The organism is Pantoea sp. B65 (genome assembly GCF_047308185.1).
GTDB lineage: Bacteria > Pseudomonadota > Gammaproteobacteria > Enterobacterales > Enterobacteriaceae > Erwinia.
The window spans coordinates 54,735-77,839 of sequence record NZ_JAHXPU010000017.1; the positions used below are offsets into that span (position 1 = coordinate 54,735).

The 23,105-nt window shown below is 52.3% G+C and carries 19 protein-coding genes, 1 tRNA gene and 3 pseudogenes; 11 read left to right on the top strand and 12 right to left on the bottom strand.

Going from position 1 to position 23,105, the window contains the following annotated elements:
- Positions 1–278: 278 nt before the first annotated feature.
- Positions 279–354 (top strand) — tRNA-Thr (locus tag JWF83_RS07130).
- A 647-nt stretch (positions 355–1,001) separates the two neighbouring features.
- Here the strand turns inward: JWF83_RS07130 and JWF83_RS07135 are convergent.
- Positions 1,002–1,484, bottom strand: coding sequence for a glutathione peroxidase (locus JWF83_RS07135; RefSeq protein ID WP_413649501.1), 483 nt, complete (start codon positions 1,482–1,484; stop codon positions 1,002–1,004).
- A 253-nt stretch (positions 1,485–1,737) separates the two neighbouring features.
- Positions 1,738–1,908, bottom strand: a pseudogene (locus JWF83_RS07140) (IS110 family transposase); the annotation flags it as partial.
- A 169-nt stretch (positions 1,909–2,077) separates the two neighbouring features.
- On the opposite strand from JWF83_RS07140, the gene JWF83_RS07145 reads away from it, so the two are divergent.
- The 5 genes from JWF83_RS07145 to JWF83_RS07165 all read left to right on the top strand — a co-directional run bounded on the left by JWF83_RS07145 (position 2,078) and on the right by JWF83_RS07165 (position 5,368).
- On the top strand, positions 2,078–2,257 hold the full coding sequence (locus JWF83_RS07145) for a DUF6434 domain-containing protein (protein ID WP_413649739.1): 180 nt from the start codon (positions 2,078–2,080) through the stop codon (positions 2,255–2,257).
- 451 nt (positions 2,258–2,708) lie between these two features.
- Positions 2,709–3,050 carry a type II toxin-antitoxin system PrlF family antitoxin gene (locus JWF83_RS07150; RefSeq protein ID WP_413649740.1) on the top strand — a complete coding sequence of 114 codons (342 nt, stop codon included), beginning with the start codon at positions 2,709–2,711 and terminating at the stop codon, positions 3,048–3,050.
- 21 nt (positions 3,051–3,071) lie between these two features.
- On the top strand, positions 3,072–3,560 hold the full coding sequence (locus tag JWF83_RS07155) for a type II toxin-antitoxin system YhaV family toxin (RefSeq protein WP_413649502.1): 489 nt from the start codon (positions 3,072–3,074) through the stop codon (positions 3,558–3,560).
- A gap of 324 nt (positions 3,561–3,884) precedes the next feature.
- Entirely contained in the window at positions 3,885–4,823 is a 939-nt protein-coding gene (locus JWF83_RS07160) for an alpha/beta hydrolase (protein ID WP_413649503.1), read from the top strand.
- 398 nt (positions 4,824–5,221) lie between these two features.
- Positions 5,222–5,368: a SymE family type I addiction module toxin gene (locus JWF83_RS07165; RefSeq protein WP_413649504.1), complete on the top strand. Its 147-nt coding sequence runs from the start codon at positions 5,222–5,224 to the stop codon at positions 5,366–5,368.
- Between the two features lie 55 nt (positions 5,369–5,423).
- Here JWF83_RS07165 and JWF83_RS07170 read toward each other — a convergent pair whose 3' ends face one another.
- The 8 genes and pseudogenes from JWF83_RS07170 to JWF83_RS07205 form a co-directional block, all read right to left on the bottom strand.
- Positions 5,424–5,819 (bottom strand): hypothetical protein, encoded by a 396-nt coding sequence (locus JWF83_RS07170; RefSeq protein WP_413649505.1) that lies wholly within the window; start codon positions 5,817–5,819, stop codon positions 5,424–5,426.
- Positions 5,816–10,053, bottom strand: a pseudogene (locus JWF83_RS07175) (RHS repeat-associated core domain-containing protein). Before JWF83_RS07175 ends, JWF83_RS07170 begins: the two are co-directional and overlap by 4 nt.
- Before the next feature lie 18 nt (positions 10,054–10,071).
- Positions 10,072–10,509: a DcrB-related protein gene (locus JWF83_RS07180; protein ID WP_413649506.1), complete on the bottom strand. Its 438-nt coding sequence runs from the start codon at positions 10,507–10,509 to the stop codon at positions 10,072–10,074.
- A gap of 367 nt (positions 10,510–10,876) precedes the next feature.
- Positions 10,877–11,941: an alpha/beta hydrolase gene (locus JWF83_RS07185; RefSeq protein ID WP_413649507.1), complete on the bottom strand. Its 1,065-nt coding sequence runs from the start codon at positions 11,939–11,941 to the stop codon at positions 10,877–10,879.
- 107 nt (positions 11,942–12,048) lie between these two features.
- Positions 12,049–12,633, bottom strand: coding sequence for a flavodoxin (locus JWF83_RS07190; RefSeq protein ID WP_413649508.1), 585 nt, complete (start codon positions 12,631–12,633; stop codon positions 12,049–12,051).
- Between the two features lie 9 nt (positions 12,634–12,642).
- Positions 12,643–13,404 carry a carboxymuconolactone decarboxylase family protein gene (locus tag JWF83_RS07195; RefSeq protein WP_413649509.1) on the bottom strand — a complete coding sequence of 254 codons (762 nt, stop codon included), beginning with the start codon at positions 13,402–13,404 and terminating at the stop codon, positions 12,643–12,645.
- The gene (locus JWF83_RS07200) at positions 13,382–13,861 is read right to left on the bottom strand and encodes a cupin domain-containing protein (protein WP_413649510.1); all 480 of its coding nucleotides are present in this window, start codon (positions 13,859–13,861) and stop codon (positions 13,382–13,384) included. Before JWF83_RS07200 ends, JWF83_RS07195 begins: the two co-directional genes overlap by 23 nt.
- A gap of 64 nt (positions 13,862–13,925) precedes the next feature.
- Positions 13,926–14,123: pseudogene (locus tag JWF83_RS07205) on the bottom strand (two-component sensor histidine kinase); the annotation flags it as partial.
- Between the two features lie 118 nt (positions 14,124–14,241).
- Here JWF83_RS07205 and JWF83_RS07210 point away from each other — a divergent pair.
- Both JWF83_RS07210 and JWF83_RS07215 read left to right on the top strand, forming a co-directional pair.
- On the top strand, positions 14,242–15,291 hold the full coding sequence (locus JWF83_RS07210) for an alpha/beta hydrolase (protein WP_413649511.1): 1,050 nt from the start codon (positions 14,242–14,244) through the stop codon (positions 15,289–15,291).
- Between the two features lie 270 nt (positions 15,292–15,561).
- A complete protein-coding gene (locus JWF83_RS07215; protein ID WP_413649512.1) occupies positions 15,562–16,242 on the top strand; it encodes a nitroreductase in 681 nt (226 codons plus the stop codon).
- Positions 16,243–16,367: 125 nt separating this feature from the next.
- Here JWF83_RS07215 and JWF83_RS07220 read toward each other — a convergent pair whose 3' ends face one another.
- A complete protein-coding gene (locus JWF83_RS07220; RefSeq protein ID WP_413649741.1) occupies positions 16,368–17,261 on the bottom strand; it encodes an oxidoreductase in 894 nt (297 codons plus the stop codon).
- Positions 17,262–17,668: 407 nt separating this feature from the next.
- Between JWF83_RS07220 and JWF83_RS07225 the strand changes: the two genes are divergently transcribed.
- Positions 17,669–19,564, top strand: a complete 1,896-nt coding sequence (locus tag JWF83_RS07225) for a methyl-accepting chemotaxis protein (RefSeq protein WP_413649513.1) — start codon at positions 17,669–17,671, stop codon at positions 19,562–19,564.
- Positions 19,565–19,641: 77 nt separating this feature from the next.
- Here the strand turns inward: JWF83_RS07225 and JWF83_RS07230 are convergent, their stop codons facing one another.
- A complete protein-coding gene (locus JWF83_RS07230) occupies positions 19,642–20,592 on the bottom strand; it encodes a LysR family transcriptional regulator (protein ID WP_413649514.1) in 951 nt (316 codons plus the stop codon).
- Positions 20,593–20,762: 170 nt separating this feature from the next.
- Here JWF83_RS07230 and argH point away from each other — a divergent pair, with 170 nt between their 5' ends.
- Positions 20,763–22,190 (top strand): argininosuccinate lyase, encoded by a 1,428-nt coding sequence (argH, locus tag JWF83_RS07235; protein ID WP_413649515.1) that lies wholly within the window; start codon positions 20,763–20,765, stop codon positions 22,188–22,190.
- A 28-nt stretch (positions 22,191–22,218) separates the two neighbouring features.
- Positions 22,219–23,097: an amino acid ABC transporter permease gene (locus JWF83_RS07240; RefSeq protein ID WP_413649516.1), complete on the top strand. Its 879-nt coding sequence runs from the start codon at positions 22,219–22,221 to the stop codon at positions 23,095–23,097.
- Positions 23,098–23,105 lie beyond the last annotated feature (8 nt).

The window sequence follows — 23,105 nt, forward strand, 5'->3', positions numbered from 1 at the left end:
CCTGTTATCTATTGAGGAACAACGGGTTACAGCAGCTAAGCATAGCTGAATGCGATAAATATGTAAGGTAAGTAATAGCGGTGGGATGTCTTCCGCCTGGTGTCACACAACATGATCAGGGTACCGGAGGAGAAAACGGCGGTTTTCTGGGCAAGGGTACTGCGCTTTGTAAGTGACTGTTTCATAAGTGATGGTAAAGTGCGCAGTCAGTCTATATGGGCTTGACTATGTGGGCAGTTTTTTCTAACGTATTACCCCGCAATACCCCCTTTATTAAAGCCGATATAGCTCAGTTGGTAGAGCAGCGCATTCGTAATGCGAAGGTCGTAGGTTCGACTCCTATTATCGGCACCATCTAAATCAAAGAGTTACAGAAACCATTATCCTTAAAATCCTCTCTGGGGTTACACTTGGGTTACTTTTCCCTTAAAGCCGACGCACTCAAACGCAATGTTCTTATCGCTGAGATATGGCACCAAAACAGCCATACACTGTTCAGGAAAGAAGCCCCCCACGATGAGGTGTTTAAAAACACCTTTGCTTCAATATGAAGTGTCTTTTGGCATACATAATCTTTTATATCTTCAGTATTTAAAAAATTAATATTAATATCAATATATTAATAACAGCCAGCTTCTTAAAAAACCGTTAAACAAGTTAAGAATTGTTAAGGTTAAAATCGAGTTTTTATCACAGGAACCCCCCTCTCCTTATATCTAACAGGAGAGTTTGGATTTCGAAGGGTTGTCATGAAAATTATTGCCTGGTCAGGTTTCAGCAAGACCGCCAGACAGCCGGTCCTGTGAGAGAGTTATTTCAGCTCCAGCGCTGTTATAACATGGGTAATAGCCTCCCTGTATTTAGAACGCCGTTGCTGGCACAAAGCGGATGGATCGGGGTACTTGACGGCAGCTAAGAGCGAGGAGCGGAAGTTATCCTCCCACGGATAATGAGTTTTTCGAAAGCGCTTTAAAATTGAATGGTTCGAATTACCGAAAAACTTAGATTTCAAGTGCAGCAAGGATTGCGGCTTCCATTTTCTCCGGGGTGGTGAACGGTGCAAAACGCCTGAGCGGTTTACCATTGCGTCCGATCAGGAACTTAGTGAAGTTCCACTTGATCCGCCCACCCAGCACGCCGGGCAATTCGTTTTTCAGATAACGAAACACCTGGTGCGCTGCGGTCCCGTTGACCTCTACTTTCCCGAACATCGGGAAGCTCACACCGTAGTTAATGTGACAGGTCTGCGCGATTTCGTCGGCGCCGCCGGGCTCCTGTTTACCGAACTGGTTGCAGGGGAAACCAAGCACCACCAAACCCTGGGCGGCGTATTTCTTGTAGAGCGCTTCAAGGCCACCGTATTGTGGCGTGAAGCCACAATGGCTGGCGGTATTAACTACCAGAACCACCTTACCAGCGTAGTCGCCCATAGAGATAAGCTGGCCGCCAAGACTGGTGGCTGTAAACTGATGAAAGGTGGTCATATCGGAATCCTCAAAGCAGAACCAGTTCGACGTCGATATTGCCACGTAGCGCGTTGCTGCCGGGGCACAGGTCATGGGGCGTGGAGAGTAGATCCTGTTCCTGATTGCGTGGCAGGTCTGGAATCGTGTGCGATATATCCTGGCAAAGGCGAACGAAAAGAACAACAGGCGACCTTTGACCAGCTCCCCATAAATTAACATGATTCGGTGTTAGCAGCGTCCGCTCCACGCCCTGAGACATTCGACAAGCTTTTTATGGCTTCAGTAAGGGCGAGTGTCGCGCTTCGAGAGCCAGCAAATATTTTGCTTCGTCGTACTGGGGTCTGGTCTTCCGGCAGCGGTAAATGATCCTTATCCATTTGAATGCCAGAGCCCGGATCGCTGGCTGATGAGATTTTCCTTTTTCTCGCAGCCCCTGATAATGATTGTTTAAGAAAATAGAATGGAGCTCCTCGTCGCATATGCAGTGACTTCAGTTTCTCGCTCTTAACAGGCGATGAATTCGACATTTAGACAACTTCGGGTATGAAACGAATGCTAAAAAATGAATCATTACAGGGGATTGTAAATTGAAAATAGATTGGCATAGCTCATTGCTTACACGCGCTACGAATGTTGATAAAAACTACAAAAACAGTCAAAACGTCCGTCGTTTCATGATTAAGGAGTGTGGCGACGACTTTCGATTTAATCGAGAATTTATGGCCTGGATACGTAATGATGCTCCAAAAACTTTAGGTGATGTAGTCGATGAGTGGAAACGCAGACAGTAATTGCAGGTCTGCTTTTCGTTGTGAGTTCAACGGGTCGATGCAACGCTATCCTTAATCGAAGGGGGACGTTGCCATGAAACGAAGAACACGTATGAACTACACGTCGGAACAGAAAGATTATCTGGGACAGATATAGGCAAGGTGATTCCCTGCCCGTTCTAAGTAGCCAGTGCGGCAATATTGATAGCGGCATTGATATCCCGGGGATGCCCGGAACCGTTTATTGTACAATGCATTTGCATTGTGTAATGCAAACGCATTATAATTGCTTTGCTCATCCGAGCAATCGCAAAAGTAAGCGACTAACAGTTAAAGGAGAAATCCCAGCGGCTTAGCAAACCGATGACTCTGCAGTATGGGAGTTCTGGGTAAACGTAATGAACATATTCCCGGCGAGCCAGGCACTCGCACCCTTGTGATGGAGGAAGTGGGAATGAAGAGGGTTCAATCAATGGCTACTCAAATGTATGGTGCGGACGTGTCACTGCGCGCGGAGTCTCGACTCACCGAGCGCAGCCAGACAACGATTCCGGCAGCAATACGCGATGCTTTGCATCTCAAGCCAGGTGAGTACATATCGTACACCTTGCTTGCAGGCGGTAAAGTCATCATGTCCCGACAGGAAGAAGAACAGGACGACCCGGTTATATCGCAGTTTCTGACTTTTCTCGAAAACGACATGAAGAAAAACCCACAGAACATTGTCCCGGTACCGGTGACGTTCTGGGAAAGCATCAAAGGACTAACTGCTGGAGTTGAGGTCGATTTAGACGCGCCGCTTACCGATGACTAATGATTAGAAACGGCGGTATACATGGAATACTTAGAATTAAACGGTTGGAAAATCTGCTTTCATTCATGCTTTTTGAAACAGATTGCAGAACTTGCTCACAAAGTTGCTGAACTAAAGGCAGCAAAGCCCAGTGAGTATCGAGACAAGAAGGAAACAAAGCTGCTGCGTGCGATTGAGCGTGTGATCGAAGAATGGATAGCTACCGACCCCCTCAATGCGCAATATCGTCAGGGTGATACTTTAGGCGATGAATACAAGCATTGGTTCCGCGCAAAATTCTTGTCGCAGTGCCGTTTGTTCTATCGTTGCAGTGCGGAGCATAAGATGATCATTATCGGGTGGGTAAATGATTTCGATACGCTTCGCGCTTATGGCTCAAAGACGGATGCCTATACGGTGTTTGCAAGGATGTTAAACGCAGGCGCCCCCCCGGACGACTGGGCGAAGCTTCTCGAAGAGGCTAAAGCAGCCACTGCCACTACTTCAATTCCTGGTTTCCTCGGAAAATAAATCTAACGTGCCGCCCGGAGCTGCAGCTCGGGCACGTCTGTATCCGCTGACCTGCTCCCCGTAGATGAATACGCGGCTATGTTAGTAAAGTATCCATCAGCAGACAGGAGAATCGCGAACTTCCGCTTTTCGCTCTGAGCAGACCTGTAGCCTCCTGAGGCTGGCAGCTTCGTGCCAATAACAGAATTTACTAACATGGCTGATATATTAATCAATGGATAGACGGTCATGTTTATAATATAAATTGACAGGCATGCTTACTTTTATAGGAATGTCATCGATGAATATCACCGCCTCTATTGCTCTTTTGAGCACATCCTCCTTATGAGTTTAGCATCAATGGCGGTGACCTTTTCCGAAACTTTATTGGACGCCCCAGGGCCAAAAGGCCTTTTGAAAGGCACATTACTCACCCCAAATTCAAAACCAAACGCAGTTGTTCTTATAGTTCCGGGTTCCGGGCCTACGGATCGGGATGGAAACAACCCGCTTGGTGTGAATGCATCTTCTTACCGGCTTCTTGCTGAAGGCCTCGCTTCAAAAGGCTTTGCAACGCTTCGTATCGACAAACGTGGCATGTTTGGTAGCACTATGGCCATAGAGGATGCAAATGCGGTAACGATTTCTGACTATGTTGACGACGTTAGAACTTGGGTAAAAGTGCTTAGAAGTAAGATTCAAACTCCCTGTATTTGGGTTTTGGGACACAGCGAAGGAGGGCTTGTTGCACTTGCCTCGGCTCCGGAAGATGATGTGTGCGGACTGGTTCTTGTCGCGACACCAGGGAGGCCAATGGGCGAGGTGTTAAGAGGACAACTTAAAGCTAATCCGGCAAACAAACTATTATTAAAGCAGGCATTGCCGATAATCGATGCTCTGGAGCATAAGCAGCGAGTCGATACAACGAATATGAATCCGGCGCTGCAAAATCTCTTTAATCCTGCAGTTCAGGGTTTTTTGATAAATGCGTTTTCATATAATCCGAGTCAGCTCATTTCGATCCTTTCCAAACCAGTGCTGGTGCTACAAGGGCAACGTGACCTCCAGGTGGGAGAAGCGGATGCAAGACAGCTGAAAGCCGCGAACCCTCAAGCATCTCTAGTTATACTGCCCAATATGAACCATGTAATGAAAGAGGTTACTTCGGATGATCTCAAGGCAAATATCACTTCATATACAGAACCAACACTCCCCTTAGCTCCCGGATTAATCGACTCTATTGGGGAGTTCCTGGTCTACAACTCATCTTTTTCCGAAAAATAACAGTTACGTTGGTGTGAGTATCCCACCAAAGGGGCGATTCACTTTTCAAGTTTCCAGCATGCTTTTTAGCATATGTCTGGAGTGCCCCCGAGCCCGTAGACAAATCTGGCCTATATTTGGAGTGCCCGCGCTGGTTCTGTAGTCCCTCCGGTTTTTAGTACCACCGCCAGCCCTATCGGGTCATCGGGACGATTCCGGTGCCATCGTACTTTTTAGCGGCATTAACTGACTGATGTTGCTGGCTTTTAAAAGCCTTATTTTGCTACTATTAACATATAGTTAACACGAAATTCCTGACATGCACGTTTGCCCCGTGCACGCTACCGCTCCGCCGTGACCTTCCCTGTCTGCGTCAGCGTTATCATAGCAGCGGCGTCAGCCGCTGCCAGCCCTGGATTTTGCCGTTACCGGCCGCAAAAGGCGATACCAGCACACCGGCGCTGAACCTGTCCGGCAAGTGGCTGCGGGAGGCGGGGTTTGGGGTCGGCCAGAAGGTAACAGTGGTGGTTGAACAGGGCTGTCTGATCCTGACGGCAGGCGGCTGAAGATAAAAAGCCGGAAGGATCGTTCAGATCACTTCCGGCATAATGAATAAAATTCTCACATGTCTGGGTGCTTCTTCTTAATACCCAAGACTTCACGACCCCATCGTATTTCTGCCTCGCTTTTTTTCCTTAATTCTATAAGGACATATCCTAATAGGTCATGTAAACCCTTATCCAAATACATTTTAAAAAAACATTTCCTATTCCTTATATTAATAAGAAACACTGCATCATCTTGGTTTTTGTTCAGTTCGGTTATTAGCTTATCCAGGCCTATCGCATTTAAACCTGAATGCTTGGCATTCTCATAATGAACTTTCATTAAACGCAGTTCATTTTCTCTACTGCATTCAAAAGCGGCAATTTTGTTATCACCATTCTCATTTAATAAACTCTTGTAAATTTCAGGAACATACCTATCTATAAGCATAGATAATTTTGAGTCAATCATGGCAAAAATACCTCCACATCGCCAAACCGAACTCCTTTCATTAATATCTCCCGCTCCATCCATTCATCAAAAGAATATTCCCACGACCAGGTATTGCCTGGTTTTGGTACCCCTGTTTTCACTCTGAGTACAATGCCGTCTGCTCCAGCGAACCCGCGCGCGACAGCAGGATCATCAGTCCATGAAGTGAATGGACTATTTCCGGATACACCACCGAAGTTATGATCTTCCGGGGATATTTTAGAATTCACATTACCCGGTACAACCTTACCTTTCAGAGCGTTATCCCATTCAGGATGACCTTTATGTATCCCTCTGTAATTATATTGACCCCGCTCAGCCTCGGGTAACCGCTTTGTTGGTTTAACACCACATGCTGTCAACCCCAGCGGGTCGATCCAGCTGAACGGGTTTGGCGCATAAGCGTAAAGATTTGCTCCCCCTTTTAACCCCACCGGATCCTGTACCGTAAAGCGTCCGACCTGCGGGTCGTAATACCTGAAAAGATTATAGTGCAGTCCGGTTTCACTGTCAGCGTACTGTCCGGCATAGCGTAGCGGCTGATGAGTCAGTGCAGCTTGCTTCGCGATTTTGTGAAAACCTTCCGTCTGCCAGACAACCTCGCCAAAACTGCTGTAATGACCGCTCCACCGGAGCTGTCCCTGTTCATCAGTAATATCCAGCGGTGCACCGTTCAGATCGGTACTGAACCAGAGAATCTCTCCGCGTTTATCGTCAACCAGATGGTCAACACGCGCCAGTGGGCTGTATGCTTCATTCGGGTCGTAAATATACGTCTGGAGCTGTCCGTTCTGCTGATGCTCCTGCAACAGACGGTAGCCCTGCCACAGGAAACGAGTCTCAGCGGTGCCGCGTTGCGTGGTAACCGTTTTACGTGTGCGACGGCCCAGCACATCATAATAGTAGTACGCGGTAAAGCGGCCTTCCGGTCCGGTGCCTTCGGACCGTATCAGCCGGTTTTCCGCGTCGTATTCGTAATGCTGTTCATACAGACCGCTGCGGCGACTGACAAGGTTGCCCCACCCGTCGTATTTCATAAACAGATTCTGCCAGTGCGTGAGGCGGTTATCCTTCAGCGGCAGGGCAGGCAGGTCATTATCCGGCAGCAGATTATCCGCTGCGTCGTAGCGGAACGTCCTGTTACTGTGATTCGGGCGGGCTTCGTAGTGCCGGAGAAGACGACCTTCCTCATCATAGCCATAAATTGTGTTGCCACGCAGTGTGTCACTGACGTCAGACAATTCTCCCCGCCCGGTATAGTGAAAGGCGCGTTCAAGTATCATCTGTTCAGGCTGTGTCGGCACAGTATCGGGTGCGCTGCGCTGTAAGATACGGCGTCCGGGGCTGTCGTATGCCCGGTGCTGTTCGCGTGCGCCCTGGCTGCGGGACACTTCCCGGTGCAGGCGGTCGCGGGTAAATTCGCTGACCGTCTGCTGATTAAAGCGGATGGCACTGACGTGACCGGAGCCGTAATGCAGCCAGCTTATCTGCTGGCCGCCGGGCAGGGTCAGCGCGGTAAGATTACCCAGAACGTCATACGCAGAATGCAGCTCACCGTTGACTCCCTGTTCAGCGAGCAGGTTTCCTGCCGCGTCAAATGTAAACTGAATATTATCCTCTTCAATACCCAGCGCCATGCCCGCTGCGGTCGGTATGCGCTCCAGGGCGGTAAGCTGCCCGGCCCGCTGTTGTCACGCCGAAAATGGTACTGAACATCGCGGGTTGTTCGTGTGGTCAGCAGGCCGCTGCTGTCATAGCTGAACTGCTGAGCGCGCCGGGGGATGCCGCCATCGTCGTCTGGTCTGCCGCTTTCCATGAGAGTGGTGAGCAGTCCACGCTCGTTCCATTCCATCTGCCGGGATGTGTCGTCCGGGCGGACCTCGCTCAGTGGGCGGCCTGTCGGGTCATACGTAAACCGGTACTCACCACCGTTGCCGTTTTCCAGACGCAGCAAATTGCCTCTTGGGTCATAGTGCCAGCGGCGGGTTCGTCCTGTGCGGTCGGTAAAGCTTTCTGGCAGTCCCAGCGCGGAATACTGCCAGCGTACCTCACTTTCCAGCGGGTCTCGCCAGGCGGCGAGCTGGCCGTGTTCGTTCCACAGCAGCGTTTCCCGGCTGCCGTCTGCGCGGGTGACAATCCTGAGCTGTCCGGCGTCGTTCCATTCGCGGCGGGTGATATTGCCTTCTGCGTCCTCGCTGCTGATAAGCTGGCCGAAGCGATCATACGTGAAGCGGGTCACGCTGCCGGAGCAGTCGGTACGCTGCGTCAGCAGCCCCTGGCGGCTCCACTGCAACAGCACGTTACCGCCGTTCGCGTCGGTGATGCGTTCCGGCAGCGTTTCTTCGTCGTCAGGATAATGGTATGTGGTTATATGACTGAGTGCGTCGCTTTCCGACAGCAGGCGACCGTTTAAATCATATGTAGCCTGTGTAGCCGTCAAATCCGGATATACAGTGCGGGCAATGCGGTCAGTGTTGCGAAACCAGTAATATTCAGTTGTACGACCTGCCGGATCGGTTTCGGCCGTCAGGCGACCATAACGGTCCCACCGGCTGCGCCGCATGGCTCCGTCAGGCAGGATAACATCGCATAACTCGCCGTCATGATAAACGAAACCGGTCTGGCGACCGTCATAATCCGTAAAACGGGCGACGTTGTCATCATCGTCAACCAGCCAGTACGCCTGTGTGCCATCTTCGCGGGTGGCGCGGCGGGTGCCGTTTACAAAATCGTAATCAAAATTAAGCTGTTCACCTGCGCTGTTGCGGTATGCCACCACGCGCGGCAGACCATCAATGCTCTGCCACAGGTATTCATTCAGAAGCCCGTTGCTGTCCTCATGGCTGCGCAGTAAATCCGTGCCGTCGCCGTCGTCATACCAGCTGAAACGGCGGCGTACTTGCTCACCGCGCCCGGTTACGGTGAGCAGCCGGCCTTTGTCGTCGTAGTCGTAGCTGACCAGGCCGATTTCATTATCCAGCCAGGCCCCGGTCAGGCGAACCTGTCCGCTGACGGTCATGTAGCGGCAGACCACGCTTTGCCCCGCGCTGTCGGTGAGTGCATGCAGCGTGTTGTCGTCGTTCCATGTAAAGAGGATATCGTTACCACAGGGTTCAGTGAGGCGCAGCGGCAGGGAAGGGGAATTGTTCCGCAGAGATGAGTAATGCCAGCGCTCGCCGCTGATGTCATACACTGACCAGCTGTCATCCTGATGGTGTTCCAGCCAGCGCTTCTCCGGTTCACAGAAGGTACGCTGACCTTTCGGCACCCGCGGGAAGGACACGTAATCTCCTGATGGCGCACGCCATACCAGTCCGTCCTGATACCGTTCAAGTCGGGTTTCCCAGAAAAGTGACCAGCCACGTCCCAGCACGCTGTCGCCGGGATTGCCACTGCGCCAGTAACGCTGCCAGACGATCGGCAGACGGGAGGGTAATACAAAGTCCAGCTCGTCATCACCGGAGAGAAATTTCTGTCCACTGACGATGTCCACCGGGCGGGCGATGATGCCCACGGCGGCGGCACCGGTCATCAGCACGCCAGCGCGACAGGCGACGCGGGTCAGTTTGTTGATACCCGGAATTTTACTGAACAGTCTGCCCGTCGCACCGACTTTACCTGCGGCTCCGCCGGTCAGCCCGGCAAATAACAGCGTCAGGTCAGATGCTTTATACAGCCATTCAGGCACTTCTGACTGTATCGGCAGTGTCTGTTCCGGCTCACCGCCAGTGCGCACGTTCCCTGAACCGGTCATGACCTTGCCGCCACAGGTGGTCTGGTCGCCGGTACGAACGGCAGGCAGGCCATTGATGTAAACGCGTGAGGAGCCTTCGGCCATCTGCTGTGAACCAGCATCTCTGGCACACTCCAGCATGCTGTTGGTGGCAAAGGCGGCAGGTCTGCCATTAATGAACACGTTATGAGAGCCGGTGGCGATAACGCCTTCCTTCTCCATACTGGCGGCCCCGGCATCCGCAATGCTGTCCCTGGCCTTCGTTGCCAGTTCGCCAGTAAAATACCCCACCGCCAGGCTGGCCCCGACCAGAAGCACACCAATACCGAGACAGGATGCGCCGATACCGGCCACCATCAGCGCGCCGGCGGCGATGCCACCCGCTGCGGCAATCAGCCCACCGACAATGGTTCCGGCAATCATCCCTGCCAGTGCATGGGAATGGCCGATATCATCGCCCACGCGTGCCGCTTCAAACATAACAACCTTCCTTAATTGTTAAGTGTTAAACTGAAAACTGGCGAGCAGCGCCTGAAAGCGCTGACTGTCCGTGTCCCTGATTTTTTCCACACCGGTCATAGTGAACACCAGAATATGGTTATCCGCTGAATTAAAGACCGCCTGCTGCTGAAAGACCCGCTGGTTATCACGAAGGTAGCTGGCATGAATACATTCACCGTGTACAAAATTTTCCCCCAGTACGGCGGCTTCGCGCAGAGACAGTTTCCATCCTTTAAGATGCTTATCCATGAGCGCTAACTGGCGACTGATATAGTCCGGCAGCGCCTCTCCATCATTGAGGGTATCTCGTGAGATGTTAAATGCGGGTGCGTTCTCGCCGGAAAGGGTAAAGACATTAACCGTGCGGTCCTGATACTGGTCCGGAAGCGTTATCCGGCCTTCGGTGAACAGACAGGTAGCGTGGCTTTCGGACATTGAGCAGATTCCCTGTGCCTGAGAAAACTTAAGTTTGCCACAGGGTATGCCCACTGACTATATCCGCAACCGGGTTTTCATTAACCCAAATCAGGACACATACAGATGGCCCTTTAGAGAGTAGAGGGGCAGAAAACATCCTTTCCCCTCTCACAAATCCAATAATTGATTAAAAAATTCATTAACTTATTGATCTATAAAATTGATCGATTAAAGTTAATTGATAGTTTATAGAGCTTAATAAGCTCCTGTTGATTGTTTATTAATTGTCTAAATCGATCGATTATATGATATTGATAGTTCTTGGTTATCATCTGTTATGGGTTTGATCGATAAAAACGATATGACAGAGCTTTATTATCTCGTCCTACTGCAGATTTTTCTCTTTCAAAAACTGACTCACCAAATCAGCAATCTGAACATTATTCAGATCAGAGAAAGGGAAGTGGGTATTACCTTTGATTCCTACCTCAGGCAGATGCGTCACGGTCACATCCCCGCCATGCTTGTTCACTATGTCACGCCACTCACGAGCCATCGCCAGCCGTACGCGCCAGCTGTCCTGGGCAGGCATGGCGACAGGCTTATCCGGTATGTTATCGCCGTAAATAATCAGAATCGGGATTTTAGTCAGCGGCATAAACTGTTCCATCGGCACTGGCTCACCCTTCAGCGTGTCGAACGCACTTGGCATTGGGGCGGGTAGTTCTTTCTCCGGGAAGACAAAACTGCTGCCAGGCTCGAAGGCAACAATGGCTTTGACCTTGTCGTTTTTCATCGCCGTGTACCAGCCAGGCCCACCGCCCTGAGAGTGGGTGAAGAGGATAGCCGGGCCGGATTTATCCACTACTGCGGACATCGCATCAGAGATAACATTGATATCAAACGGCCCGGTATTCGGGGTCATCTGGCGGAAATACTGATTTAGTGCTTCTTTGTCGTGAGAGAACTGAACGCCGTTAAAATACTCTGGCCACACGCCCACACGGAACTGATTAAACCACATTTGCTCATCAGGTTTTGGCGTAACAGTACCTTCTACGGCAGTGCGCCCGGCGCTGCCCCGACGCGGCTGATCGACAAGATAGGTTGAGAATCCGCGACGCAGGAATATGTTCTGGAACCCTTCACGACCATCCGGGGTGCTTTCCCAGGTACGGGAAAACTGACCTGCGCCATGCAGCATGACAATAGGGTATTTATGCGGATTCTCCGGGATTTGGTAGAACACTGACGCATGATCGCCATGATAAGTTTGACCAGTAGAGTCCAGCGGCTTTTTCGCGTCAAATTTCCCTGGTGCGGTGATGATAGTGCCACCAGCAGAAAAGCTTCCTTGTTCCTGAATGACCAATGGCTCGGCATATACCGACTGAGCCACCAGACCACCCACCATTACGCAGATGGCCAGCGTTTTTAAGATTGTCTTCAAGATTACATCCTCTGTTATGTTTGCAGTTCAATCATATCTGAGTTGTCAGAGTTAATTATTTAGCACCCTTGATTGCCCTTATTTGGCAGACTCATAAATGCGGACGATTAGCCGCGTATCGTCTCTAACCAACTGGTGACCGTTTCTGTGGTTCTCCGCTCCTGATCGCATTCAATGACCAGCGGTTTTTCGCGGCGAGCGGTTGGGGCCAGACTGGCAAGGATATCGTCGCTGTCCCCTTTACCGTAGCCGCCGTGGGTAATGAAGGGGATGAGTAATTTATCCGCAAGGTTATGGCTGCTCAGAAATGTTTGCACTACGGGGGGCACGCTGGTCCCCCAGATGGGAAAGCCTAAATACACGGTCTCATAGCGTTCGATATCTGCGACGCTATTTTTTAATGCAGGTTTTACTCCCCGTTCACGCTCATTTTTCGCCTGTTCAACGGTCTGAAAATAGTCTTCCGGATAAGGTGTGGCCGGTTCGATTGCAAACATATCGGTTTTCAGGCTGCGGTGAATGATGCCCGCAATTACCCGTGTGTTCCCACTACGGGAAAAGTACGCCACCAGAATACGGCTTTTGCCCCGCACGTTTGCGTTTCCGGTCGCTGCTGATGCCAGGGAGACGTTCGCCAGCGTGAGCCCGGCAAGCGCTGTAATTAACATTCTGCGGGTGGGATCATGCTCCATAACCAACTCCTAATTGTTTGCCAGCGCCTGTTGTAGCGCCTTTTCCGCTCGCATGGCGGCGTCATTTTCGCCATGTTCACGCAGAGCCTGTGCCAGCTGGCGCAACTGCGCTGCCGTCAGGCCGACCCGCAGGCTCGCTCGGGTATGTGATAACAATTGTGCTTCAACACCCGGCGTGGCCGCTAATGCGCCAACCGTTGCCAGCTCGCGGCTTTGCCAGTCGAGGTTATCGCGGGCGAAGATATCGCCGAACAGATGCGTTTGCAGGAATTGATTAATGACCGGCGCAAAATCAAACAGGGGGCCCCGGACGGGAGCGCCTGAGATTTTAGTCTGGTTTGCGGTACCGACAAGGCGAAGCTCGTCTCCGACAGGGATCGGGGCGACAGGTTCTTTACCTTCAACGTCTTTGATACCACGTTGTTTACGTGCCTCGACGACCTTCATCAGTTCATTAAGCGCATTCAGACTACGAGGGAAGCCGGTGTAGGCATAGAGCTGCACGAGAATTTCTTTGGCTTCGTTTATCGTGAGCCCTGCGTCAAGTCCCTGATTCAGGGCAGAATTCAGCTTATCCATCTGACTGCTGGCCATCGATGCCGCAATTAAAGGGATGGCCTGTTGGCGAGCTGACAGCGTATCTGAAACGGTTTGTTCCTGGTTCATTTCTGAGGCTCCTTTATTGACGGGCGCAGCATTTACCGTGGGACCAAAACCCAAGGTCAGTAGTACCGCTGCCGTTAATACCTTAATGGGCGTGGTATTGTTCATCTGTCACCAACTCCTTCCAGTTAACGCTTTTGCCATCCACCATCCCGGTTATCGCCAGATGCGTCATGGCACTGCCAGGCGCAGCCCCGTGCCAGTGTTTGACACCTGCCGGGCAAGAGACAACGTCGCCAGCACGGATTACCTGCACCGGCTGGCCTTCCTGCTGGGTGAGCCCTACGCCGGAGGTCACAATAAGCCGCTGACCTGCCGGATGCGTATGCCAGGCGGAGCGAGCGCCAGGCTCAAAGGTGACATAAGCCCCGGAAACACTGATGTCGTTATCCGGTTTGAACAGCGGATCAACCCGGACGCGACCGGTAAAGTTCTCCGCTGGCCCATACACCGCGTTCTGACTTCCGGCGGGGGCGATATGGGCAGCGGAACCTTGTTCCGCTGCCCAGGATGAAAACGTAAACAGGGGCAGTAACAGCCCGAGGTAACGTAAATTTCTTATCATGCAAAGCGTCCTTATCCATAAAGAGGGGATAGCCTGCGATGAGTTTAACGAGGGAGTGATGTCGTCAGGCTGACGACTGCCTGACAATTCTGTCAGTTAACCCTGGTCCCGGTGCAGTCCCTGAGTGAGCATTGCTGACCGCTTTATCCGGTTGCATGGCAAAGGTGAGGCCAAATGTATTGATGCCACCTTCACTACGCGCAAAGACATCCCCCCGGTACATGATGGCGACGGCACGTACGATTGATAAACCCAGTCCGTTTCCTGACAAAAATGTTATTTCCCCGTCACGATGCTGACAGCACTTTCTCCCTAATCTGAGGCTGCAAATTTAATTCCGCGAGCCTGCATTGCCAGGCTGACACTCAACGGGAGAGACAATGAAATTCAATCTTTTAAGTGCAATCCTGCTCACGGCAATCGCCGGAGTTACCTCAGTCAATGCGGCTGATTACAAAAAAAATCCCTTCACACTTGTCTATGACGGCGCCATCACCGAGAACGTCAAAGGCAAGGTCAATATTCATCCGGTGAAATACGATCTGCACGGCATCCAGATTGCCGCGAATGTCTATACGCCTGCTAACTACGATCCCGCCAAAAAATACCCTGCAGTTGTGGTCGCACATCCGAATGGCGGCGTAAAAGAGCAGGTCGCCGGGTTGTATGCGCAGCGCCTCGCCGAGCATGGTTACATCACTATCACCGCCGATGCAGCCTGGCAGGGGGGCAGCGGTGGTATGCCTCGCAGCGTAGATAAACCTGCTAACCGCATTGAAGATGTTCACGGCATGGCTGATTACATCAGCCAGTATCCGGGGGTTGATACTTCTCGCCTCGGTCTGCTTGGTATCTGTGGAGGCGGCGGGTATTCACTTGTTGCCGCCGAAACGGATAAACGATTCAAATCGATTGCAACAATTAGCATGTTTAATTCAGGTCTCGTGCGCCGTAATGGTTTTCAGAATTCACAGCTGGATACTGTCCAGCAGCGGCTTCAGCAGGCTTCTGACGCTCGCGCTCAGGAAGCTGCCGGAGGCGAAATTCTTTATTCCGGCGATGCAAACCTGACTGATGAACAGATCGCTAAATTACCTTTTGCCTTATATCGACAGGGCTATGAGTACTATTGGAAAACTCACGCACACCCGAACTCAACGTTTAAATACACCACAAGCAGCCTGCTGGATTTGATGAGCTTTGACGTGACAGACCATCTCAATCTCATCAATAAACCACTGCTGATGATTGCCGGTACAAAAGCGGATACGCTCTATATGACTAAAGATGCGTTCGCTAAAGCCACCGGAACGCAGGACAAAGAACTCTTCCTGATCGACGGCGCTACCCATATCGAGACTTATTGGGTTCCTGAGTACGTTGACCAGGCTTTGCAAAAGTTAGACGTCTTTTTCGATAAGAATATTTAGTTTGCCTGCTGTGACACCCCAGCCGGACAGGCTGGGGTATGCCCTCTGCCGGCAGTCACTTTCCGCTGCCTTTCACCGCGCTTATTCACGCGATATACCCAGATTAACGAAATTGCGGTGAAAGATAATCACGCCACTTAAATAGACGCTATGAATGAAATTCATAGACCTAATCTGGGGCAAGGAATAATAACGATAAGCCTGATATGACAAGATGGATCTGGAGAGCGTGATTAATTCACTGCAGATTACTTTCAGGCGGAGGAGCAAATGAGTTCGCAAGAGCCAACATTTAGTGAGGTTGTAAAAAACAGGTACTCGGCAAGAGCCTTTCTTCCATCCCATATTCCCTGCGATGTCCTCGAAGACATTTTGCTCGAAGCGCAATGCGCGCCATCCAACTGCAATACTCAACCCTGGTGCCTGCATATCGTCGCGGGAGATAAGCTTCATGAATTAAGCCATGCACTGACGGCAGATCTGAAGGCCGGGAGCTACAGTCTTGATTTTACATTCGATAAAGCAGCCTATCCCGAGCCTTACAGGCAACGAGCTTCGGAGCAGGGGCGCTCGTACTACCAGTCACTGGGCGTTGCGCGTGGCGATACGTTGAGTCGTTCAGAAGTGGTCGGGCGTAATGTTAAATTTTTCGGTGCGCCCCATGTAGCGCTATTGTTCATTCCTGCCGTGGGGGACAACGTTCGCGTTGCCTCCGATGCCGGTATGTATGCACAGACATTCCTTCTTTCTCTGGCTGCTCGCGGTTATGCCGGAGTCCCACAGGCAGTACTGAGTTACTTTGCCCAAACGGTGCGTCGGATCTTAAATGTGCCTGAGAATTTTAGGCTGCTTTACGGTATCTCGTTTGGAATTCCAGATACAACTCATCCCTCCCTGAGTTACAGGGAAGGGCGGGTTTCTATAGAAGAAAGTGTCGTCTGGCATCAATAAATAATCGCTATTTTTTTACCTGAAATGTTGCGGATCAATGCCGAAGTACGTGTTGTACTGACCTGCTCCCATTGATTACCGCACCATAATATCAGCATCCATGCTCTGCATTGACGGCGGTAATATTAGCCGGGCCCATCACTGGCAGCGGCCAGCAGCGGCACCACCAGATCGCTAATCGGCGTAGGGATACCGTGAGCCTGACCATATCGCTGCACCACCCCGTTGCGGATGTCCCATTCAAGGGGGCGGCCGGCTTGCCGGTCGGCGAGGATCGACGTACCCAGGTCGGCTGGCAAACGCTGAAATCCATCGATGATCTCTTGCGGTACTTCGTCGCCCAGTATCGCGCCTTCCGCACGAGCCACCTCCAGGCATTCCCGCAGGTAGGCCAGAGACAGCCGGGTAATGTCGGTTCGGGAGAACATACCCGCACGGCGACCCGCCAGTACCATTAACCCCGCGACCGCGTTCTGGAGAAGTTTTCGCCATGCGACCGAGGTGAAGTCCTGCGCTACCTCCACCGCACATCGTGTGCCGTGCAATGCCGCAAGCACCACACTGGTGGCTGGCGTGTCCGGTATGGTAAGACGCGGTTTGCCACGTAACCATACCGAGGTATCGGTTTCGCGTTGCGCCGGGAACCACACCACCGACGGCAGCAGCGGGTTGCCGGACAGCCAGGGGGCAAAGTGTGTTTTCTGTTCAACGCCGTTTTGCAGTACACAGACTACTGTCTGCGCACTGCATAATGCAGCAAGCCACGGCGCCGCCGCCTCCAGCTGTGTTGACTTGACGGCGACGAAAACCAGATCGACGCTGTTTTTAATCGCGGCCGGATCAATTTCTACTGGCCCGGGCACCACGATATGACCGCCGTCGAAGCGCAGATCCAGATGCTGGTGCGCCGAGCGGCCGCAAATCGTCGGCGTGCGCCCGACCTCAGAAAGCGCCGCAGCGATGGTTGTGCCGATAGCCCCCGGACCGATGAGGGCGATAGTTGGATTTTCTGAGTTCATCATTATCCTCCTGTTCTGCGTGTTATATGCTGCCCTGAAAGCCGTGCGGCTTTGGCCAATACATACAGGATAGCTTCGCACAATTGCCGGGCACCGGTAGGTTAGTCTGTGCGGATGAAGCGATCTGATCAATTATCACTGAATAGATTCAGCCCGTCCGGCGGCTAAGGGTAAGTATGACAATGGCCGCTGCTGTGTTGCTCTTGTCACAACCTGCGCGTCAGGCAATTGGGCGCGGGCCAATACCCGGATTAAGGCATAACGCCAGTGCCGCTGAAAATTGTTCTGGCGCAAACTTCCCTGCATTAGCCGCTGTGCTGATGGTTTATTAATCAAGAAAGTCATTTATCTTCCGATATCTGTTGATACACCCATTACGCCTGCTGATGTTTCACGGGGATTGAACTATGTCCTGGATCTACCATGTTGCGATGAAATTCAAGATCGGTATTGCGCTCGTTCCGCTTTCAGTCGTGTTGATCTGGCTGTCGGCTAACGGTATTACCACCCGCCTGCATATTGAACAGCAAATGACCCTGCTGAAACAACAGGTTGAAGTGGCGAAAGCCGCTGGCGACGGCATTCATGAATTGCAAAAAGAGCGCGGGATGAGTTCCGGTTTCCTGAGCAGTAAAGGTGTGCAGTTTGCGGCGGATTTACAGCAGCAGCAGGCTAAAACTGATGCAATGCTGGCCCGCTTCGAGCTGATGGTTAAGCAAAATGCCGATGACAGTCTCCATGATTCGATTGCCGCATTCAGCCAGACCATTGCGCCGCTGACCGCCATGCGTGGCAGGATCGGTCAGCAGCAATTAGCGCCAAATGAAGCGGTGGCCTGGTACAGCCAGAATATTGTTAACCTGATGAATATTGTCAGTAACATCAGCCAGAACGCCACTTCTGCTGAGATAATGAAAAACCTGGATGCCTATTACAGTCTGCTGAATTTAAAAGAGCAGGCAGGTATTGAACGGGCGGTATTAGCGGCGGTATTTGCCAGCGACCATTTCACCGTCGCGCAACAACAGAAACTGAATACCCTGGTGGGTGCGCAGCAGGCCTGGCAAAATGCGCTGTTCCTCTCTGCCGATAGTGATTTCCGCCGCTCGTTTGCGCAACTGATGCAGCAACCGGAGAGCCGCGACGCGCTGGAGCTGCGCCAACAGGCCCTGCAACTGGCGAGCAGCGATCACTTAGGCATCAGTGCTCAGCTATGGTTTGCCCTGCAATCGAAACGTATTGATGTATTGAAAACGCAGGAAAATCGCCTTGCCGGACAGTTACTCAGCACTGCCGATGCGATCCATGCCAGCGCAAGACAGGATCGCATACTGTTCCTGGCGATCACGCTGCTGGCGCTGCTGGGTGCGCTCCTGATTGCCAGGATGATTGTGAAAAGCATTGATTCACAGCTCAGCCATACGCTGAACACCATCGCCAGTATGGGCGGAGATCTTACGCAGCGCCTGGCCGTACCCGGCAGCGATGAGCTGTCAGCACTGAATCAGGCGTATAACCAGTCGATCGAAAAAATTCAGCAGATGGTGCAGCAAATAAAAACCAGTTCCGGCGCGTTACGCATTGCCAGTAATGATATTGCCAGCGGTAACGAAGATCTGGCGCAACGCACCGATGAGCAGGCCTCTTCTCTGGTAGAAACTGCCGCCAGCATGGAACAAATTGCCACGGCTATTCAGCAAACGGCTGACAATGCGCATCAGGTTGAACAACTGACGTCAGAGCTGGAAACGCAGATGCAGCAGGCCAATCTGATCGCCCAACAGGCGAGTGAAACCATGGGGGATATTCGTCAGTCCAGCGAGCGGATCGGCGGTATTGTCGGCGCCATTGACGATATCTCCTTTCAGACCAACCTGCTGGCGCTGAATGCAGCGGTTGAAGCTGCCCGGGCGGGAGAGCAGGGTAAAGGTTTTGCCGTCGTGGCCAATGAGGTGCGAAACCTGTCGCAGCGTTGTGCGCGCGAAGCACAACAAATTCGCGACCTGGTGCGTCTTACCATGGAAAAAGTGGTGGTGGGGGTGGCAAGGGTTGAAGCTTCCGGTAAAGCCCTGGCCAGCGCCAGTGAGCAAACCGTCAGAATGAAACACTATGTGACGGACATTGCCCGCGCCGCTGAGGAACAATCTCTCGGCGTAGCGCAGGTTAATTTTGCTATTTCTCAGCTTGAGCAGGTGACTCAGCAGAATGCGTCGATGGTTTCCGCCGCGACCTGTTCCAGCCAGCTGCTGGATCAGCAGTCTGAATCAATGGCGGAACTGGTAGGGCAGTTTACCGTTGCCTGATCGGCGCAGGGGGCGCGTAAGCGCTCCTTTGCTACGGTTGCCGCTCAGCGCCGGATGCTCCATGGTAGTGCATAAGCTTAGCCGATCCCCAGCGAGTCGATAAATAACTTGATCAGCTGATTTATTTTGCGCCCTTTTTTAATAATCAGGCAGAAGGGGGTTTTTACCTGAAGTTCATCCGGGCCGATAGCCCGCATTTTTTTCTCCGTCACATAACGCTCAGCATAATGTGCCGGGAGATAACCAATAAAATGCCCGGTAAGGATCAGCATCGCCACCGCTTCAACCTGCACCGCCTGAATTTTACTGCTGCTAAAGGCGAATAGCTTATTGTTATGACGATGAGTGACATAGGTATGATTAATGATTTTCTGGTTTTTTAATACCTCCAGGGTAATGTCGCTATTATTGGCGGAAAATAACGGATGTTCACTGCTGCAATATAAACATGAGGTTTCGGTATAAAGTGAATAATAATCAAATTCGCTTTTCTCATCATATACCGGTGCAATAGCGCAATTAAAACGCTCCTCATTTAATCCCTTTTCAATATCATCCAGATGCGCGGTTTGCAGGCGAATGTTTACTTTTGGTGCAGCGCTATGCAGCCGTTGCACTGCTTTGGCTACCGGTGAGTGCGGGTCTGAGATGGTATTGTCGACGACGCTGATACTCAGATCGCCAAGCACCTCATTGCGACTGTTATGCAGCCGTTCGCGAAAAATATTCAGCGAAGCAAACAACTCCAGCGTAGCCTGGTACACCGTAATGCCATATTCCGTCAGCTCGAAGCCTTCCCGTCCACGGCTGCACAGTGTCATTCCGAGGCGAATCTCTAAATCGGAAACCTGCTTACTGATCGCTGCCAGACCAATATTCAGTTCGTGACTGGCAGAGGTCAGTCCGCCCGAATCTACCACGCATTTAAATACACGTAATAACTTCAGGTCGACATTGTTAATGGACATCGATGAATTATCGCTGCGCAGGTAATTCATGTTTCCTGTGTTGGAAAGCTTACTTTCCATAATAAATATTCAACCCCGGCGGAAATACAGTGAAAGTAAGAGTGAACCTGAATTAGTCGCTAATTACCAGATGGTAAATTAAAATAACTTTTATTTATCGCTTACGCCCCGGTCAGATGATTTGCTTATCTATCGGCTGTCGGGGTGAACCGCGCAATGAGAGAGGAATCATGTCTGACAGTGCCGATCGTTTATGGGGCGCCCGTTTTAAAACGGCGCCAGCCGCCGCCTTAACCGCGCTGTCGCGCAGTCCCGATCACTATTTCGCCCTCGCGCCGTACGATCTTGCCGGCTGCCGCGCCCATGCTCACGAACTGCAGCGTGCCGGTCTGCTGACCGCGGCGGAAACCGTCGAAATGATCGCTGCTATCGATCGACTGGATGCCGACTACCGTGCCGGAAAAGTCGACCCGATTTACGCCGATGAAGATGTGCATACCTTTATTGAACGTGTGCTGACCGAGCGCCTCGGGGCGCTGGGCGGCAAGCTGCGTGCCGGGCGCTCGCGCAACGACCAGACGGTTAACGATCTGCGCCTCTATCTGCGTGACAACGTGCGGCGTATCACCAGCGCGCTGCTTTGCCTGCAACAGGCGCTGGTCAGCCAGGCCGAACAGCACACACAGACTATCGCACCGGGTTTCACCCATCTGCAACAGGCGCAGCCGATTGTGTTTGCCCATCAGTTGCTGGCCCATGCACAGTCATTTTCGCGCGATATAGAGCGTATTCAGGACTGGGATAACCGCAGCGCCTTTTCACCGCTCGGCGCGGCGGCGCTGGCCGGCTCGGCAATTGCCCGTCGTCCTGAGCTGGCGGCGCAAGAACTGGGTTACCGCGCCCCGTGTGAAAACTCAATTGATGCCGTCGCCAGCCGTGATTATGTCGCCGAGTTCCTGTTTATCACCAGCATGATTGGCGTCAACCTGTCGCGCATCAGTGAAGAGATTTGTCTGTGGACTTCACGCCAGTTCCGCTGGGTGGAAATCAGCGACAGCTATGCCACCGGCAGTTCCATTATGCCGCAGAAGAAAAATCCGGATATTGCCGAGCTGACCCGTGGCCGCAGCGGCCGCCTGATCGGCAATCTGACGGCGATGCTCGCTACCATGAAGGCGATGCCGCTCTCCTACAACCGCGATCTCAGTGAAGACAAGCGTAGCGCCATCGACTCGGTCGATACCCTGCTTCTGGTGCTGCCGGCAATGGCCGGAATGATTGAAACCATGAAGGTCAACAAAGCGGAGCTGCTGGCTCAGGCGCCGGATGGCTTTACCCTGGCGACCGAGGTCGCCGACTGGCTGGCGATGCGTGGCGTACCGTTTAAAGAAGCCCATGAAATTACCGGCAAGCTGGTGCAACTGTGTGAATTCCACGCGATTGGCCTCTCCGAACTGAGCGATCGGCAACTGGCTGAGGTGGACGCGCGACTGACGCCGGAAGTGCGTGCGGCGCTGACGCTGGAAGCGGCTATCCATTCCCGCGATGGTTTCGGCGGCACCGCGCCGGCGCGCGTCAGCGAGCAGATTACCCGTCTGAAAGAGCGTATGCAGCAGCAGGCCGGCTGGGTGAATGCCTATGCCGGCCCGCGTCTGTGAACCCGCAGTATTGACCTTCGGAGCCGGAATGAAGAGTTCGCAAAACGTTAACCAAACCGCAGACAGGCCGCACGCGGAACAGGCTTACGATCTCAGGCAGTATCAGGTGGTGCCACGCCGCTATTACGGACGGATTACCGCCACGGTGGTGATTATCCTGCTGCTGCTGTCGCTGGTGCATGCTTTCTCGCAGGGCAAAATCGAGTGGTCATTTGTCGGGCAGTTCTTTACCGCCCGCGCCATTCTCGACGGGGTGGTTAACACCCTGGTGATGTCAATTCTGGCGATGGCGCTGGGCATCGTGTTTGGCGTGGTGGCGGCGATTATGTATATGTCGCCGAATCCGGTTTTGCACTACATCTCGGTTGGCTACGCGTGGATTTTTCGCGGTACGCCGCTGATCCTGCAACTGCTGCTGTGGTTCAACCTGGCGCTGGTGTTCCCGGTGATCTCGATTCCCGGCGTCTTTAGCATTGAAACCGTCAATGTGATGACGCCATTTGTCGCGGCGCTCCTCGGGCTAAGCATTAACCAGGGGGCCTACACCTCCGAAGTGGTGCGTGCCGGGTTGCTGTCGGTGGATACCGGTCAGTATGAAGCGGCAAAGTCGATCGGCATGCCGCGCCTGCAGGCATTGCAACGCATTATTCTGCCGCAGGCGATGCGCGTGATCCTGCCGCCGGTCGGCAATGAATTTATCAGCATGATCAAAACCACCAGCCTGGCCAGCATGATCCAGTACTCAGAACTGCTCTACAACACCCAAAACATCTACTACGCCAACGCGCGCGTTATGGAATTGCTGTTCGTGGCGGGTATCTGGTACCTGATTATTGTCACCGTGCTGTCGTTCGGGCAAAGCCGCCTTGAGCGCTATTTCTCTCGCGGCCAGCGCCGCCGTAACTAAGGAGACTC

Bases quoted from the DNA above. Each gene is read 5' to 3' on its own strand.
- JWF83_RS07180 (WP_413649506.1), bottom strand. From the start codon at position 10,509: ATGTCCGAAAGCCACGCTACCTGTCTGTTCACCGAAGGCCGGATAACG.
- JWF83_RS07150 (WP_413649740.1), top strand. From the start codon at position 2,709: ATGGCTACTCAAATGTATGGTGCGGACGTGTCACTGCGCGCGGAGTCT.
- JWF83_RS07155 (WP_413649502.1), top strand. From the start codon at position 3,072: ATGGAATACTTAGAATTAAACGGTTGGAAAATCTGCTTTCATTCATGC.
- JWF83_RS07210 (WP_413649511.1), top strand. From the start codon at position 14,242: ATGAAATTCAATCTTTTAAGTGCAATCCTGCTCACGGCAATCGCCGGA.
- JWF83_RS07230 (WP_413649514.1), bottom strand. From the start codon at position 20,592: ATGGAAAGTAAGCTTTCCAACACAGGAAACATGAATTACCTGCGCAGC.
- JWF83_RS07200 (WP_413649510.1), bottom strand. From the start codon at position 13,861: ATGATAAGAAATTTACGTTACCTCGGGCTGTTACTGCCCCTGTTTACG.
- JWF83_RS07220 (WP_413649741.1), bottom strand. From the start codon at position 17,261: ATGAACTCAGAAAATCCAACTATCGCCCTCATCGGTCCGGGGGCTATC.
- JWF83_RS07160 (WP_413649503.1), top strand. From the start codon at position 3,885: ATGAGTTTAGCATCAATGGCGGTGACCTTTTCCGAAACTTTATTGGAC.
- JWF83_RS07190 (WP_413649508.1), bottom strand. From the start codon at position 12,633: ATGGAGCATGATCCCACCCGCAGAATGTTAATTACAGCGCTTGCCGGG.
- JWF83_RS07135 (WP_413649501.1), bottom strand. From the start codon at position 1,484: ATGACCACCTTTCATCAGTTTACAGCCACCAGTCTTGGCGGCCAGCTT.
- argH (WP_413649515.1), top strand. From the start codon at position 20,763: ATGTCTGACAGTGCCGATCGTTTATGGGGCGCCCGTTTTAAAACGGCG.
- JWF83_RS07215 (WP_413649512.1), top strand. From the start codon at position 15,562: ATGAGTTCGCAAGAGCCAACATTTAGTGAGGTTGTAAAAAACAGGTAC.
- JWF83_RS07225 (WP_413649513.1), top strand. From the start codon at position 17,669: ATGTCCTGGATCTACCATGTTGCGATGAAATTCAAGATCGGTATTGCG.
- JWF83_RS07195 (WP_413649509.1), bottom strand. From the start codon at position 13,404: ATGAACAATACCACGCCCATTAAGGTATTAACGGCAGCGGTACTACTG.
- JWF83_RS07170 (WP_413649505.1), bottom strand. From the start codon at position 5,819: ATGATTGACTCAAAATTATCTATGCTTATAGATAGGTATGTTCCTGAA.
- JWF83_RS07240 (WP_413649516.1), top strand. From the start codon at position 22,219: ATGAAGAGTTCGCAAAACGTTAACCAAACCGCAGACAGGCCGCACGCG.